Source organism: Candidatus Ozemobacteraceae bacterium, from assembly GCA_035373905.1.
Classification (GTDB): domain Bacteria; phylum Muiribacteriota; class Ozemobacteria; order Ozemobacterales; family Ozemobacteraceae; genus MWAR01.
In genome coordinates this window covers 1-15712 of the sequence record DAOSOK010000022.1, presented here as the reverse complement: position 1 = coordinate 15712, position 15712 = coordinate 1, and the positions used below count along the sequence as shown (strand labels likewise).

The window sequence follows — 15712 nt, the reverse complement described above, 5'->3', positions numbered from 1 at the left end:
GGCGACGCGGGCAGGTCAGGTTTTACGCGCGCCGGAGGGGTAGGTATAATCGGGATAATAGCGGTTGAAGCAGCCGGGACAAAGGCCGTGGGTGAAGGTGATGTCGGAATGCGTGCTGAGATAGGTGTCGACATCCTGCCATTCGCCGTGGTCGTCGCGGATTTTCTTGCACCCCGAACAGATCGGAAGGAATTCCTTCAGCACCTTGATCTGGGCGAGAGCCGACTTCAACGCCTCGTTCTGCGCCCGGAGTTCGGCCGTCAGCGCCTCGAGAGCGCGGTTCTTCTCTGCGACGTCGCGCTTGGAGCGGGCAAGCTGGATGTGGGTGTTGACGCGGGCGAGCACCTCTTCCACGTGGAAGGGCTTGGTGATGAAGTCCATGCCGCCGGCCTGGAAGCCCCTGAGCTTGTCGGCCTCCTCGTTCGCGGCGCTGAGGAACAGCACCGGGATGTCTTTCAGCAACGGGTTCTGCCGCATGGCGGCGCAGACCTCGTATCCGTTCATCTCGGGCATGCTGACGTCGAGCAGAACGAGATCCGGCGGGTTCGTTTCCATGGCGGCAAGCGCCAGACGGCCGCGCGGAAACGATGCGACCTCGAACTGGCGCTCGAGAAGGATGCCTTCCAGGAGGGACAGGTTGACGGGCACGTCGTCGATGATCAGAACGCGGTTGGGCCGGTTTTCGGTCATGTGCTGCCGCCATCCTCGCCGGGGATTTTCAGAACTTCGAGAAGCCTATCATATTCGTAGGCGTTGACCAACTCCCGAAGGCGCTCGCCAATGGCGGCATCACGTTCCGGCAGGGTGTTCAGCAACTCGAGGCATCCTTTTCGCTCGCCGCGTTGAATCGCGCGACGGAGCTCCCGGATAAATTCGTGCGAGAGGCTGGACAGATCCACGAATGCCCCGGCAGACTCCTTCTCGCGGCGTCCTCCGGCAGATGCGTCTTCGTAGACGTAAGAGACGCCCAGACATGTACCGAGTTCCCGAAGAAGATCGTCTTCGCGAAAGGGCTTGCAGATGAATCCGGTCGCCCCCGCGAGGAGTGCCTCCCGGCGGTTTTCATCGACGCCCTGCGCGGTGATGATCAGGACGGGAACCTGTCGCCCCCGCTCGCTCGCCCGGATCTGCCGGAGAGCCTCGATACCGCTCATTTCAGGCATTTTCAGATCCATGAGCACCGCGTCGGGAAGGAGTTTCTCGAACTTCTCGACGGCGTCGCGTCCGTCGACGGCTTCGCCGACGCCGAACCCCACCAGGTTCAGCAGGGTCGTCAGGACCGACCGGTTCGACTCGAGGTCATCCGCCACCAGGACGGTCATCCGCCGCGACCCGGGAGCAATCCCCCGAACGCGCCTCGCGGGAGCGACGTCGGACGCGAGCACCCCTTCCCTCGGAAGATCGACCGGCAGCGTCAGCCGGAACGTGGTTCCCTCGCAGGGGCGGCTTTCCACGGTGATATCCCCCTTCAGGAATCGCGCGAACCGGAGGCTCAGGGCCATTCCCAGGCCGGTGCCGCTCCCGACCCGGCGGCCGCTCGAGGTCTGCTCGAACTTTTCGAAAACGAGCGCCAGCTCCTCGGGCGCGATGCCGGTTCCCGAGTCTTCGACCTCGATCTGCAGCGTCCCTTCCCGATACGAGGCGGTCGTCGTGATATGGCCTTTCTCCGTGAACTTGACCGCGTTGCCGACGATGTTGACGAGAATCTGCCGCAGTTTTCCCTCGTCGGTCACCAAGAGTCGGGGAATAGTTGCGTCGGTCACGAACTCCATCCTGACGCCGTGCATCTCAGCTCGCGCGGCGAACATGGTCTTCACCGAGTCCAGGAGAAGCCTGAGGTCGAAGGGCGCGGGCCGGTATTCGAGATGGCCGGCCTCGATCCTGCTGATTTCGAGGATGTTGTCGATGAGGGAAAGCAGGTGTGAGCCGCTGTTCATGATGGTGGTCAGATACGCGATCTGCGTTTCGTTCAGGCCGGCGTTTCTCGAAAGGAGCTGGGAGTACCCGATGATCGCGTTCAGCGGCGTGCGGATCTCGTGGCTCATGTTCGCCAGGAACAGGCTCTTGGACTGGTTCGCCGCATCGGCAGCCTGGCGAGCGCGAATCGCCTCGTCCTTCAGGGCTTCGGCGAGATTTTTCTGTTCGGTGATCTCGGTGAGATCGATCGATACGCCGAGCAGAGAACGCTTCCCGCCATCCTCGGACTGGAAGGGAATCTTATTCGTCTGAAGGAAGCGGCGGGGACCGTCGCGTACGAACGTCCGGTAATCCGAGATGCTCATCGGCCTGTTCGATCGAATCACTTCCCTGTCCTCGTTGTTCACCCGCTCGATCTCGTCTTCAAATCCGCCCAGATCCGCGTAGGTCAGCCCGATCATCTCTTCTACCGAGCGGCGGCAGACCTCGGCGAACGCCCGATTCACCAGGAAATATCGCCCGTCTTCATCCTTTGCGTAGATGAAATGCGGGACCAGGTCGATGATCTGGCGCAGCAGGGCTTCGCTGAGCCTCACCTGGCGTGTTCTGTCGAGGATGTTCTGCTCGAGGGTGCGCTGGTGGAGCAAAATCTTTTCCCGGGACGTCTTCAGCTCGTCCGCCATCGTGTTGAACTGCCTGCCCAACTCTCCGAACTCGTCGGACGAATCGATCTCGACCAGCCGGCCGTATTCCCCCGCCCTGATCGCCGCCGTGGCATCGAGAAGCCGGGTCAGAGGGCGACTGAGGCTTTCCGAAAAGAAAATCGTGGCGAAGGCCGCCGTGCCCACGGAAAGGACGAAAAATGCGACGAGGATGACCAGCGCCCACCACTGGAACGACAACAGGCGCTGTTTCACCACCTCCTCGGCGGCAAGGCAGGCGTCTCTCAAGGCGAAAAAGCTCTGATGAAGCTCCAGTTCCTTCGATTTGAGATGCTCGAGATTGAGGCGATACCGGTGGAACGTATCGAGATACCGGTTGCCCGTTGCCGCAAGCCGATATCCCTCGAGCTTGTCCGCCGGCTTCAGGGCCGTTTCCCTGACCGACTTGCCGAAGGCGATGATCGACTGCAGATTCTCGTTCATCGTGCGTTCCGCGGACTCCTGCTCATGCCATGCGGAGAGAGCCACGAGGCGGATGATCGCGTGGAGTTCGTCTGAAAGGCCGGCCTCCTCTTCCCGCATTGCGTCCGCGATCGTCAGAAGGTCTCCCGACAGGCGTCGGGCCTCGCTGTCGAACGCTTCCAACTGGTCGACAAGGATCACGTATTCGTCGAAGGTGTGCTCATGCCTTTCCAGAAGGTTCCGAAGATTCATCAGGTTGAAAGACGGCTGAAGCTCGGCGGCAAAATCCAGCCGTTCCTCGAAGATGCTGCGGCTTTGCCGGATAAGCTCGTAGGCTCGTGCGGAGTTCGCACGGTTCTTCGAAAAGCCGTAGACGAGTTCTTCCGCGTGCATGCCCTCGAAGTTTCTTCCGAGCACCGCCAGCACCTGGGTCATGGTGCCGGCGCGAATGGTGAACAGCAGGGAGACGAGGAAGACCAGGAACTGGACGACGATCATCAGGAGAAAGAAGGAGAACACCGCCACCAGCCTGGACCGGAAGGTTCCGCCCCGAACGAAGGTCCGGAAGCGGGAAAACAGCGTCTGGCCAGATTCGGCGGTCATCGCTCAGCGTTTTCTCCCGGCAAGGGCCGCCGCACCCTGCTCGAGCCTCCGGAATATCTCCTCGTGAAGCTCGGGAAACTCCAGGAACTCGTTGAATGCCTCGAGGCCGAGATCGGCCACCGCCGGCGGAACGGCCAGATCGTAGTTGAACGCCCAGAACCGGCAGTTCTGGAGATCTCTGCGAATCCGTTCCTGGAGATCGCAGTAGGTCGAACTCGCGACCGTGAGATTCGGGGCGAAAGCGCCCGACCCGCGGCTCATGATCGCCTGGTTCTCTGCCCCGGCGAGCAGGCGGATGGTTTCTTTCGCTCCCTCGGCATTCAGGGCGTTCTTGGGAATGACCAGCCCGTCGATGGGGCCCAGAGCGACGGGCGGAACGCCCTTATCTATAGCAGGAAACATAAAATAATCGAAATCCTCGCCGCCCTTCCATTTATGGGTCTCTCCGCAGTAGGAGCCGATGATCCACGTTCCCATCAGGGTCATTGCCGCCGTTCCCCGGAAGACCATCTCGTTCGCGCCTGTGTCCCACATGATCTTCGTGGCATCGGCGTTGAAGTATCCCGCCGTGACGACCTGTTTCCAGAGTTCGCAGACGCGCTTCACTTCGGGATCGGTGTAATGCGCCTCGCCCCGCGTCAGGCGCTGGCGGTACTCGAACGGGGCCGTGCGCAGGAGGAGGTAGTCGAACCAGAACTGGGCCGGCCACGGCGCTTTCGAGCCCAGCGCGATCGGAACGATGCCAGCCTTCTTGATCGTCTCGCAGACCGCGAGAAACTCGTCCCAGGTCGCCGGCGGCTTCAGGGACAGCTTTTGGAAGATCGACCGGTTGTAGAAAAAGCAGACCAGATGCTGCGTGATCGGCAGCAGGTATTTTTTTCCCTGGTAGGTGCAGGCCGACTCGATGATCATCGGGGAAAACAGCCGGTCGAAGCCGCCGGCGGCCCAGACGTCGTCGATCGGCTGCAGCTTGTCGAGCACCGACACGACGCGGGCCCCCGCCCAGTAGGAATACAGGTCCGGCGGACTGCCCGTCTCGAGAGTCTTGCGGATGCTGGTCTTGAACGCCTCCATCTCGAGCGGCGTCACGGCGACCTCGTAGCTCGACTGCTGCGCGTTGAAGGCTTTGACCATGTCATCAATGCCCCCGCTCAGCGTGTCAGAAAAGTAATGCAGAAACGTGACGCGCTTTCGCGCCGGCGCCGGCCGCCCCGAATCCGTGCATCCCGTCATCCAGGCCAGACAGACCAGCAACGCGGCCGCGCACGCCGGAAATAAGACGCGCCCTCCCCTTGAACGAACCCCCTCAAACATGCCCGCATCCTCTCTCTCGCCGGCTTCGTCGCCTTCCGTCCCGACGAAGCCCGTCTTTCCCACTCCTGCACGTCAGGAGTCGTTTTCGCGTCCCGTCCGTGCCGAGCCCGTCGAGACACGAAAGCCTTTCGCCCTTCGACAGGCTCAGGGCGAACGGATGGCGATCATCCTACATGGCTCACTTTTTCACCGCCACCCAGGTCGCAGGCGGCACATTATATATAAGTCTCGATACAATAACACGGTCACTTTCCCGAAAGCATCTCGCCGATGACGTCCCATTTCATGGCATCGAGGAAGCGGCGGCCGCGGGCCTTGTCCCCGCGTACTTTCACCACGAGGTTCTGGGCGGTGGTGTGCGGCAGCCCGAGGTTCCAGGCGGGCGTCATCACCGGTCTGCCGTCCTGGTCGACGGTTTTCCAGGCGCCGGCGAACGCGAGCCATTCGCCTTCGAAATCGCCGTCGTGGTCGGCCGGATTCTCGTGCCAGTAGGCCTGGTGCCCGGCCACCGGTGCTTCCGCGGCATATCCGGACAACTCGACGTCGTAGGCGTTCACGGCGAGCGCAGCCTGAAGATGCGCGTCACGAGCCTTGACCACGGCGGCCTTTTCCTTCAATTCCTTGTTCATGGCGTCCCCCATCGTCTTGACGGGGGCCTGGGCCTCCTCGATCTCTTTGGTGATGCGCTGGATGGCCGCCACATCGTTTTTCCCGATCGCCTCCTCCATCTGTCTGGAGAGGACATCGAGTTTCTTCTGCATCTCTTCGATCATCTTCGCGGTCTGGTCGGCGGTATACGTCTGGGCAACCTCCTCGTATATCTTGTTTTCCTTGATGGCCGCCTCTTCGATCTTCTTCTCGTCGCGAGCCTCCATGACGAATTCGACGCGCATCGGATCCTTTCCAACCCCGGTGCTGACGCTTGTCAGGGGCTTGATTTCCGTGCGGTCGCCGGCCGTCCAGCCGTCCGGAACCGGCGGCAGGGCTTTGTCCAGCAGGCCCTGGACCTTCAGGGCATACTCGCGCTCCGCAGGCGTCGCGGCCCGAGCATCGCCGTCGGCGAAAGCGGTGAAGGGAATGGCGATGGAAAGGGCAAAAGCGAGCACGAACGACGTGATGCGAGACATCTGTTGCTCCATGGCTTCGTAAGATGGCCCCGGCGCGCAATCCACTTCCGGCGATGCGGAGCTCCCGTTCATGATAGGACCGGGCATCCCGCCATGCAAGTGTAACCTGAGAAGCCATCCCCCTGATGAAAAATGGGCACGGCAGGAATCACCGACTGCATATTTCATGTAACACCCGTGCGAGCCGCCGCCGGGCGGCAGTGATCAGGAGCGGCTCCTTTCAGCGGCGCATTCCGCTCGTTGCCGGAAGCGGCAGGAAGAGCGATGATTGGAGAGAGATTTATCCGGGAGGGAACAAACATGATCCGCCATGCATCCAGAGTGGTTCTTTTCGCCGCGGTTCTGGTCGCGGCCACGCTTCTCCAGCCGCTCGGCGCCGAGACAATCAGCCAGACCTTCACGCACGACCTCGTCGTGAACGCCCCGGCGCAGAGCTGGGAACACCGCATCGATCTTCCCGAAGACCTGGCGATGAAGGGCCAGATTTTCGTCAAGCGCGCGCTCGCCATGGACGGCCGCATGGTCATCGAGCGCGAGCAGTTCACCCCGACCTACTACTACGTCAAGGTCCGCCTGCCCAAGCTTGTGGGCGAGTACATGAAGGGCATCCTCAAGGTCAGCCTCGAAACCGGCACCCAGCCCGCCGTCACGCCCCTTCCCGGCCAGCCGACGGATCTCGCTCTGGCCCCGTATACGGCGGCCCTCCGCCCCGTCCTCACCTGGAAGGGCACCGGCCCCTACTACGCCGTGACGCTATATGACGTGAACGAGAACCGCACCGTCATGGAGCGCGTGACGATCGCAAAGACCTTCTGCGAATCGACCCGCGAGGAGTGGCTGCAGCACCACCACTACAGATGGGCCGTGAAGCAGGCTGACGAGACCGGCCGCTGGTCGCGCGAGGCCCAGGCCGGCTTCCGCATCGAAGTGAAAGACGGCATCGTGGTCGCGATTCCCGAGTAACGAGCCCCCGCAACGACAATCCCCTTCGGGTCATCGCACGAAGGGGATTTTTATATGCCAGAAAATATATTACCGGTTCAAAGCGGCTCTGCTCGCGCGGGAATTCTATGTTTCCGTCAGCAGCCTGACCGGCCCGGATGACGCGTCATGAATCCCTCGGTGAATGCGGAGTTTTCGACCTGCCTCTTTGCCGGCTTCGATAACGTTGGGATCGATCATGCGCGATTTTCCGGTGGTGGTTCTGATCCGGGGGTAGCGGGTCCGGAAGTAGGCGTGAAGCTCGGCGTCGCGCGCCAGGATGAGCGCCGAGGTCTGCGTCCCATCCGCCTTTGTCGCTTCATCGCGGGTGAGGGTTTCATGGAACCCCTTGACGACCCCGACCGCGAAATCGGACTGCCGGCGGCGGCCGGAAACCCCGCTCCGGCTGCGGAATTCCGCCCAGGCATGTTCGATGTAGCGGTTGATGAAAGCGAAGACGTATTCGGCCATGGCGAGGTTTTCCGAGGTGCCGCTGATCTCGAGCACGCGCCCCAGGCGGTTTCGCTCGACGACCCAGGCCTGTATCCAGATCGTTTCGACGAAGTAGAACGTGCGCAGCAGGCCGCCCAGAACCGAGACTTCGGGCGGATGCCGCAGGGCGGGCCGTCCCAGGAACATGCTGTAATGATTCCGATGCGGCCGCGTCTCGATGGATTCGACGTTGTAGGCGCGCATCAACTCATGGGCCTTCCGCATCGCCTCGCGTGCCTCGTGCTCCGACGAACTCTGGGCCAGGGCGAGCAGCTTGTTGACCTTGTCAAGGATCCGGTCGGCTTCGGAGGCCTTCCCGTCGCGGATGCACTCGTGCAGGGTCTTGTATTCGGCCGACGCACGCGGATCGGCGCGGATCATCCGGCAGGCCTGCAGGAAAGCGGGGCCATGCATGACTTCACGCCTCGCGCCGAGCAATTCATGCGCGATCTGGTGCGCGACCTCGTGCTTGAACACGTCGACGACGGCATCCCACGTGTGATTGAAGACGAGATTCCGTTGCAGGCTGATGAGCCTTCGCTCGTCGCTCCACTCGCCAAGGGGGCCCATCTCGCAGATCGTGAATCCCGGCTTGCGCAAGCCGTCGACATGGCCCCGGCAGACGTGGTTCAACTCCCGGAAAATCTCGTCCCATAAAGCGGAAAGCCCGTTCAGAATGCTTCGTTCGACGAACTGTGCGACTTCTTCGCAGATACGCTCATGCATGGAAAAACGTCTCCCGCGCCGCTCGAAATGCCTGCCCGCAAAAATCGGGGAATGCACCATATTCTACCACGGCGGGAGCGGTTCTTTGTTGAGAAGCACCATTGCGGGGAAACCGGCCGTTGCGTTGTTCTGCGGTATACTGACGTCATGAGAGAGCAGTTGGATCGAGTCCTGGATCTTCTGGCGGAAAACGGGGCTCAGGCGGCCAAAACGTGGCTCGCCGAGGCCCTCGGACGATTGCCCGGCGACGCCAGCCTCGAGGCGCTTCAGCGGGTTCTCGACCGGGAGGCGACCGCGCTGGCCGGCTGGAAACCGGCCGACGAGCCCTCGTTCGCCCTGCAGCAGATCCGCAATCGGGCCGTCGCGTGCGGTTTCGCCGACCTCGCGGCTGAAGCCGAACGACGGTTCGAGGCCGCCGGCCTGGCGTGGTTCGAAGACCTCCTCGCATCCGTTCCCGACAATCCCGCCCTGGTCAGAAGGCTCCCGGGCGGCACGGGAGAGCGCCAGCCGCCCCTGACGTCGGACGGACGGGCCACGATCAACCGCCCGCCGGGCCTGGTCGAGATACGCGATGTCCGGACCGGCGCCCTGATCACAAGCCGCGCGGCCGGAAACGGCAGGCTTCTCGCCGGCTCCGGAGGCTGCGTCCTGATCGAAGAGAGCGACAGAAAGAACTTCCGGCTCCGAAATCTCGCGAATGACCAGCTCGTGGCGAACATCGCACGTCCCGAGATCAGCCGGTTCGTCTTCAGCCGCGACGGCTGGATGTTCTCCTTCGGCACGCAGACCTCCACCGGCTTCGACGGGGAGTATTTCTCCTCGTTCGACGTCGAGGTCTGGGATGTCAGACAGGGCCGGGCCGTCTGGGCGATCAAGGGCTCCGACGAACGTTCCGGCGGCCTGACCGCGCTCGCCATCAGCCCCGACAACCGACACGCGGCCGTCATCGGCTGTTCAAACCTGTATCTGCGCCGGATCACGGACGAGGCGACGATCGGCACCTGGCCCTCGGCGTCGATTCTGCACTCCGACCTCGCCTTCACGCCGGACGGCCGTCACCTCGTGATGAACGACCGGAAGGCGATCCGGGTGATATCCGTGGAGAGCGGGAACATGCGTTCGATCGACGCAGGCGGGGAGTACATCCAGGTCATGGCGCTCTCATCAGACGGAACGCGCATCGCCGGAACGGGCGGCGGCCGCCTTCGCCTCTGGAACCTCGCTGACGGCCGTCAACTCTGGGAACAGAGGATTCCCGACCAGTTCAACCAGCCCGTCTGGTTCCTTTCGGAAGCCGGCCCGCTTGCCGTTTCCGTCTCGACCGGCCGCCTCGCTCTCTTCGACATGGCTGACGGGAAGAGCCTCTGCTGTTTCGACGCGCACCCCGGCAGCATCGACTCCGTCGCGGCCTCTCCGGACGGCCGGCATCTCGTCACCTCCGGAGCGGGCGAGGTGAAGGTCTGGAACATGGCCCTGCTCGTCTCGGCCGGCGCGCCTCCGAAATCCGCTTTCGAAGCCTTCAGAGTGCTGGTCTCCCCCGACGGGAACCGGGCGGTGCTCCAATCGAAGACCGGCGTGAACGTCGTCCGGCTCGACAATATTCCATATTCTATACTATGGGAATCAGCGTCCATTCCGTCATTCAACGGCGCTTCGCTGAGCCCCGACGGCGGATGGCTGCTCTGCAGTTCATCCGATGGGACGGCCCGGCGGTATCCCGTTGACGGCGGGGAGCCGGCCATGCGGCCGGAGTTCGGGTGGCGCCTGAGTTCCCTCGCCTGGAGCCCCTGCGGCACCTGGATCGTCGCCGTCCTCGACTCGGGAGCATTCATCGAAATCCGGAAAGCCGACCCCGGGCCGGGGATCGCGACCGACGAAGAGCCCTGGCGCCTGGAGTTCGGGAAGTATGAGCGGATGCGGGACGTCGCGTTCAGCCGGGACGGGTCTCTCCTGGCCGTCCTCGACGAAAAGAACGTGCAGGTCCTCGTTCCTGCCGAACGGCGCATCGCCGCAACCGTTCGCTGTTCCGCCGACAGGGTGGCCATCTCCGACGACGGATTTCTGCTCACAACCAAGGCGCACCATTTCGGCGTCCAGGTGTGGAACTGGTCCACGGGCGAACGCCTTGCCGAAGGCCGCGCGGAAGGCTATAACGGGGCGGCCCTGAGCCCCGACGGAGTCTGGGCGGTCACCGGAAGCGACCGGCTGAAGGTCGAGGCGCGTCTTCCCGGCCAGGCGCTGATCGAGACGATCGGCGAGATCGCCGGCACCGTGGAGGACACGGTCGAGCGCCAGCGACTCGGCGCGGTGTTCGTTCCGGACGGCCGCCACGCCCTCACGGTCATGGGCGAAGCCGGTCTCGGCCTCTGGCGCCTCCCCGACTGCCGCCTCATCGCCCGCTTCCGCGGCTTCGAACCGTTCTCCTGCCTGGCCTCGAGCCGCGACGGCCGCACCGTCGTCGCGAACGACAAGCGACTTCGCGCCTGGTTTCTCCGCCTTCGCGGCCCCCTTCCCCCGAACAACCAGAGCGTGTGATCCAAGAGACCGAACCACAGAGGCTCGGAGAAACGCTTCATTCTATTGAGTCCTGCATATCAAAAACCAGCTTCGTGTCTCCGTTCGTGCTGAGCTTGTCGAAGCACGAACAGCCACTTGCCGATGGTTCCTCATTTCGCCCTTCGACATGCTCAGGGCGACCGGTTGGTTTTCAATCTGCAGATGAGCGACGCCGCCCGGCTTCCCGGGCGGCGTCTTTGATTCGGACAACGAGTCAGATATTATATCTATAGATTTACTTCTCTTCGAGAAGCTTCTCCATCTCGTCCATGACGGTGTTCATCTCCTTGATGGCCGCGTTGAACGGCTCGGAGGTGGTCATGTCGACGCCGGCCTCCTTCAGCAGGTCGATCGGGTATTTCGACGAGCCGGAGGAAAGCATCTTCAGATATGCTGTGCGAGCCGCATCGGCGGTCTTTTCCGAGCGGATGTTCGCGGCGATCATGGAGGAGGCGGTGATGCTCGTCGCATACTGGTACACGTAGAAGTTGTAGTAGAAGTGAGGGATGTAGGCCCACTCGATGCCGTACAGGTCCTTGATGTTGCACACGCCCTTGTCGTGCCCGTAGTATTCCTTCAGGAGCTTGAGATACAGCTCGGTCAGCTTCTCGCCGGTGAGCGGCTCGCCCTTCTCGGCCATCTCGTGGATGAGCATCTCGAACTCGGCGAACAGCGTCTGGCGGAACAGCGTCGTGCGCAGGCCGTCGAGGTGGCTTCCCAGCAGGAACAGCCGGGTGGCCTTGTCGGTGGTTTTCCTGAGCATCAGGTTGAGGAGCAGGTTCTCGTTCAGCGTCGAGGCGACTTCCGCGACGAAGGTCTTGTAGTCGTGGGTCGCATACGGCTGGTTCTTGTCGGACAGGTAGGTGTGGATCGAGTGGCCGAACTCGTGGGCCAGCGTCGAGACTTCCTCATACAGCCCGGTGAAGTTCTGGAGCTGATAGGGATGGACGCCGAACACGCCCGTGCTGTAGGCGCCGGACTTCTTGCCGGTGGTCGGAATGAAGTCGATCCAGCGGTTTTCGTAGCCGGTTCTGACGGCGTCGACGTATTCCTTGCCGAGCGGTTCGACGGCCTCGAGAACGAGCTTCATCGCTTCTTCCGGGGTGTATTTCAGGTCGACTTCCTTCACGATCGGGGCGTAGAGGTCTTCGTAGCCGAGCTGGTCGACGCCCATGATGCGCTTGCGCAGCTTGAGATATCGATGCAGGGTCGGCAGGTTCGCGTGAACGTCGGCGATCAGCTGCTTGTAGACGGCAACCGGCACGTTCGCGTCGAACAGGGCCGCTTCGAGACAGCTGTTGTATTTGCGGATCTCTTTGGTGAACAGGTGGGTCTTGACGTGGCCGCTGAGGGTCGTGCCGAGCGTGCGCTCGAACTTCTTGTATTTTCCCCAGAAGTTCCGGAACACTTTCATGCGGTCATCGCGGTTGGAGGAGGCGCGATAGTTGGTGTAGGCCGACGCGTCGAGCCTCACCCGCTTGCCGTCGGAAAGAACCACTTCGGGATACGGCATGTCGGCGTTGGTGAAGATGCTGTAGGCGCTGCCGGGGCCTTCGGCCATCATGTTCGCCTGGGCAGCCACTTTCTCTTCGGCCTTCGAGAGGGTGTGCGGGGCATAGCGCAGGATATCTTCCAGCCAGGGTTTGTAGGGCCGGAGCTTCGGCTCGGCCTGAACGAACCCCATGACCTTCTTTTCGCCCAGTTCGAGAATCTCGGGGCGCATGAAGGAGACGGCGGCGGTGAACTTCACGGCGAGGTCGCTCGAGGTCTGTTCCATCTCGCGGGGCTTGCCGGCGCGGGTGTCTTCGTCGCTTCTCATGCTGGCGTAGGTCATCAGCCGGACGAGGTCGAGGTCGAGGGCCATGATGGTATCGAGGGCGGTATAGAATGCCGTGGCATCCGCGCCCATCTTCCCCTGGAAATCGGCCAGCTTCGGAATGCGCGCGGCGATGTCCTTCGCCTTCTCGGCCCACGCGTCCTCGGTGGCATACAGGTCAGCGGTGTTCCACGTGAGGTTTTGCGGCACTTCCGCGCGCTCGGTCGCATGGAGCCCGGGAGCCGCCAGCACGTTCACGGCCAGCATGGGCAGGAAAAAATACGCCAGATGCTTCTTCATGTTCTCTCCTTATGGGTATGTCTTGCCGAACGGCAACCATCATAGAATCGTGTCGGCCCCGAGGCAACTATTTTGTACAGAAATGCCCCGCGCGGAACTCGTGCCACATGATTCCGGCGCCTCTCGTTCGAAGCACGAGAGGCTCTCTCCATTCGACCTCGGGGCAATCGGAACGCGCTTCGTCTCCTCGGCTCAACAGCAAGAAACGCGGAGCCGAGCGTTCACGACACGGTCGTCAGCGGATTCCGGCGGCGCCTTTCTGGAATGGCTCCGAATGCTTCCCGGGACGGTTTTTCGACGAATCGACGGCTGTCAACCCGGGTTTGGCGGAGGCGGGTGGCGCCGTGAGGCGGGACAGCTTCGCTTTCGCTTCGGGATAGTCGGGTTTGAGACGCAGGGCCTCTTTCAGCGAGCAAATCGCGTTCTCGGTTTCGCCCATCTGGACGAACAGGTCGGCGAGGCGCACGTGGAGGTCCGGGAAGCCGGGATGCCGGTCGAGGTAGCGCCGGTGCATCTCGACGAGGTTTTCCAGTTTCCGGAAATAGGCGCTCATGCTTTCGAGACGATCCTGGAGATCGTGATACTCGGCCAGGTGCGCGGCGGCCTTCTTGAACTCGCTGAACGCCTCGGGAAAATTGCCGAGAAGCTGGTGAAAACACCCTGCGAGGTAATGGCCGCGCACGCCGCGGTCCTGGAGCGGGGCCAGCACCTCGAGGCCGCCGGTGGGATTTCCGTCTTCGCCGCAGGCGATCGCGAGGTTGATCCGCCCTTCCCGGAAGTTGGGATTGATATCCAGGGCTTGCCGGAAGGCTTTCTTGGCCTCGGCGAACTGGCCCGCGAAGAAATGGAGCCTGCCGAGATCGTTGATCAGATCGGGAAAGTTGGGGCAGCCCTTGAGCCGCTCCTGGAGGAGGCCGATGCCTTTGAGAATGAGGTTCTTCTCGCCGGTGATCGACCCGACGAGGCCGATGGCCATGCCGTTGGACGGATCGGTTTCCGCAGCCTTGCGCAGCACCAGAAGCGCCTCTTCGGCGACGCCGCGGCAGAGAAGAATCTCGCCGAGGACCTGATACAACTCGCTGGAATCGCGGCAGAAGTGAAGCAACTGGCGTGCTTCAGCCTCGGCTTCGGTCAGCAGGCCTTTCTCGAGCAGAAGCTTGATGCCGTGGATAAGTCCGGAGATCGTCTCCCGCTGGATGCTGTCGATCGAAGTTCCGTTGTTTTTGCCCGAGTCAGGAACTGCCGGGACGGCGGAAGTTCCGCTTCCCATGGGTTGCGGCGCCGCCAGTCGGTTCAGGAAGCCGGCCGCGGGTGCGGCAACCGAAGCCGTCTCCTGGAGCAGGGTCCGAACCAGGTTCCGAACGGCTTCGCAGAATCGGTGCTGGGGATTGACCTGGTAGAGGGTTTTTCCCTCCTGGCGGGACGAATCCTGGACTTCGGGAAGGATACCGGAGATACGGAAGCGCGTCGTGGGCACCGTCTCGGGCCGGTAATCCTCGCGGGCCTTGTTCGATATGACCGTGATCTTGTTTTCCGGGAACCTCAGGCCGCTCAGGGCCTGGAAGAAGCGCACCGTGTTCTTGACGCTGAGAATATCGCGGGAATCGAGCAGAAAGATCGTCCGCTCCGCGATCTCCATCGCGTTCAGCACCGTCTCGCTCAGCCCCTCGTCGGTATCGAGAATGAGATAGTCGAACAGCTTCTGGCAGGTATGCACCATGCCTACGAGATCCTCGACGCGCATCTCCTCAGCTTCGAGAATGTTGCTGAGCGCGGGAAGGATCCAGAGGCGCTCGACGAGGGGCGTGAAATGCATCATCAACTCCTCGGTCGAGAGGGAAGCCCCACGGAGCGCACGGCAGAGCGTCGCGACGGATTTCTGGCTGTAGCCGCCCATCAGGAAGCTGCCGTCGCCGTAGTGCCGGTCGAGGTCGATGAACAGGACGCGCTTTCCCGTCTCGCGGGCCAGAAGATACGCCAGGTTGGTCGCCAGCGTGGTCTTGCCGCACCCGCTGCGGGCCGAGACGATCGAGACGATACGGCCCAGGGCCGCCTCGGGAGCCTTGATGAGACCGGCGGCCCGCTGCGTGATGTCGCGGAGCCGGCGGCTCAGGGCGTGCAGGATCTTGCCGTGGATGCTGCGGCTGAGCGGCGTCTGCGCATCAAGCAGAGGCTCGAGGCGGGCGGCAGGAAGCTTGAGCAGGACCGTGTTGCGGGTCGCGCGCGCCGTGGCGGATCGTGTGGCTTTGCGATCGAGGAGGGACATCTCCCCGAAGAATTCGTTCTCGCCGAAGGTCGAGATGAGCTTGGGCGTTCCCGCCAAGTCGCGGACGCTGATTTCCACCTCGCCCGAATGGACGATGAACAGGTCGCGGGTAGCATCGCCCTCTTGAAAAATGACGTCGCCGCGCCGCACTTCCTCGCGACATATCATGGATTCGAGTTCTTTCACCTCTTCGGCGGAAAGCTCGCTGAACAGAGTGACGTTTTCCAGCATGACAGACCCTTTCCCACAAAACGGATTTTTTTTCTATGGTAACCGCTCCCCGAGGGCAACGCAACATGCCATTCGAGATACATTCCTCCTCGTCTCACACAAGGAACACGGCAATCACCCGCATACTCGATATCGTTCGTGCTGAGCTTGTCGAAGCACGTATGCACTCGCCCTTCGACAAGCTCAGGACGAACGTCTGTGCCATGTCGGTCTGGAGGAATTATATTTTACTCGTGATAGCTGTTGCCTAACATATGAG

Annotated in this window: 9 protein-coding genes; 2 read left to right on the top strand and 7 right to left on the bottom strand. The window is 62.2% G+C overall.

What is annotated here, in order from left to right; all coding sequences use genetic code 11:
* Positions 1 to 15: 15 nt before the first annotated feature.
* The 4 genes from PLU72_11995 to PLU72_11980 all read right to left on the bottom strand — a co-directional run bounded on the left by PLU72_11995 (position 16) and on the right by PLU72_11980 (position 6085).
* Positions 16 to 690, bottom strand: a complete 675-nt coding sequence (locus PLU72_11995) for a response regulator (GenBank protein HOT28905.1) — start codon at positions 688 to 690, stop codon at positions 16 to 18.
* Positions 687 to 3644, bottom strand: a complete 2958-nt coding sequence (locus PLU72_11990; GenBank protein HOT28904.1) for an ATP-binding protein — start codon at positions 3642 to 3644, stop codon at positions 687 to 689. The genes PLU72_11995 and PLU72_11990 overlap by 4 nt, the downstream gene beginning before the upstream one ends.
* A 3-nt stretch (positions 3645 to 3647) precedes the next feature.
* Positions 3648 to 4958, bottom strand: coding sequence for an extracellular solute-binding protein (locus PLU72_11985; protein ID HOT28903.1), 1311 nt, complete (start codon positions 4956 to 4958; stop codon positions 3648 to 3650).
* A gap of 245 nt (positions 4959 to 5203) precedes the next feature.
* The gene (locus PLU72_11980) at positions 5204 to 6085 is read right to left on the bottom strand and encodes a hypothetical protein (GenBank protein HOT28902.1); all 882 of its coding nucleotides are present in this window, start codon (positions 6083 to 6085) and stop codon (positions 5204 to 5206) included.
* A 300-nt stretch (positions 6086 to 6385) separates the two neighbouring features.
* On the opposite strand from PLU72_11980, the gene PLU72_11975 reads away from it, so the two are divergent.
* The gene (locus PLU72_11975; GenBank protein HOT28901.1) at positions 6386 to 7048 is read left to right on the top strand and encodes a hypothetical protein; all 663 of its coding nucleotides are present in this window, start codon (positions 6386 to 6388) and stop codon (positions 7046 to 7048) included.
* Between the two features lie 105 nt (positions 7049 to 7153).
* Here the strand turns inward: PLU72_11975 and PLU72_11970 are convergent, their stop codons facing one another.
* Positions 7154 to 8284, bottom strand: coding sequence for a DUF2786 domain-containing protein (locus PLU72_11970; GenBank protein HOT28900.1), 1131 nt, complete (start codon positions 8282 to 8284; stop codon positions 7154 to 7156).
* A gap of 159 nt (positions 8285 to 8443) precedes the next feature.
* Here PLU72_11970 and PLU72_11965 point away from each other — a divergent pair, with 159 nt between their 5' ends.
* A complete protein-coding gene (locus tag PLU72_11965; protein ID HOT28899.1) occupies positions 8444 to 10819 on the top strand; it encodes a WD40 repeat domain-containing protein in 2376 nt (791 codons plus the stop codon).
* Positions 10820 to 11075: 256 nt separating this feature from the next.
* Here the strand turns inward: PLU72_11965 and pepF are convergent, their stop codons facing one another.
* Together pepF and PLU72_11955 are read right to left on the bottom strand one after the other, a co-directional pair.
* Positions 11076 to 12956, bottom strand: a complete 1881-nt coding sequence (gene pepF, locus PLU72_11960) for an oligoendopeptidase F (GenBank protein HOT28898.1) — start codon at positions 12954 to 12956, stop codon at positions 11076 to 11078.
* 235 nt (positions 12957 to 13191) lie between these two features.
* The gene (locus PLU72_11955) at positions 13192 to 15453 is read right to left on the bottom strand and encodes a cyclic nucleotide-binding domain-containing protein (protein HOT28897.1); all 2262 of its coding nucleotides are present in this window, start codon (positions 15451 to 15453) and stop codon (positions 13192 to 13194) included.
* Between the last annotated feature and the right edge of the window lie 259 nt (positions 15454 to 15712).

Excerpts from the sequence above, each read along its gene's own strand:
- PLU72_11985 (HOT28903.1), bottom strand. The coding sequence starts at position 4,958 with ATGTTTGAGGGGGTTCGTTCAAGGGGAGGGCGCGTCTTATTTCCGGCG.
- PLU72_11990 (HOT28904.1), bottom strand. The coding sequence starts at position 3,644 with ATGACCGCCGAATCTGGCCAGACGCTGTTTTCCCGCTTCCGGACCTTC.
- PLU72_11955 (HOT28897.1), bottom strand. The coding sequence starts at position 15,453 with ATGCTGGAAAACGTCACTCTGTTCAGCGAGCTTTCCGCCGAAGAGGTG.
- PLU72_11995 (HOT28905.1), bottom strand. The coding sequence starts at position 690 with ATGACCGAAAACCGGCCCAACCGCGTTCTGATCATCGACGACGTGCCC.
- PLU72_11975 (HOT28901.1), top strand. The coding sequence starts at position 6,386 with ATGATCCGCCATGCATCCAGAGTGGTTCTTTTCGCCGCGGTTCTGGTC.
- PLU72_11980 (HOT28902.1), bottom strand. The coding sequence starts at position 6,085 with ATGTCTCGCATCACGTCGTTCGTGCTCGCTTTTGCCCTTTCCATCGCC.
- pepF (HOT28898.1), bottom strand. The coding sequence starts at position 12,956 with ATGAAGAAGCATCTGGCGTATTTTTTCCTGCCCATGCTGGCCGTGAAC.
- PLU72_11970 (HOT28900.1), bottom strand. The coding sequence starts at position 8,284 with ATGCATGAGCGTATCTGCGAAGAAGTCGCACAGTTCGTCGAACGAAGC.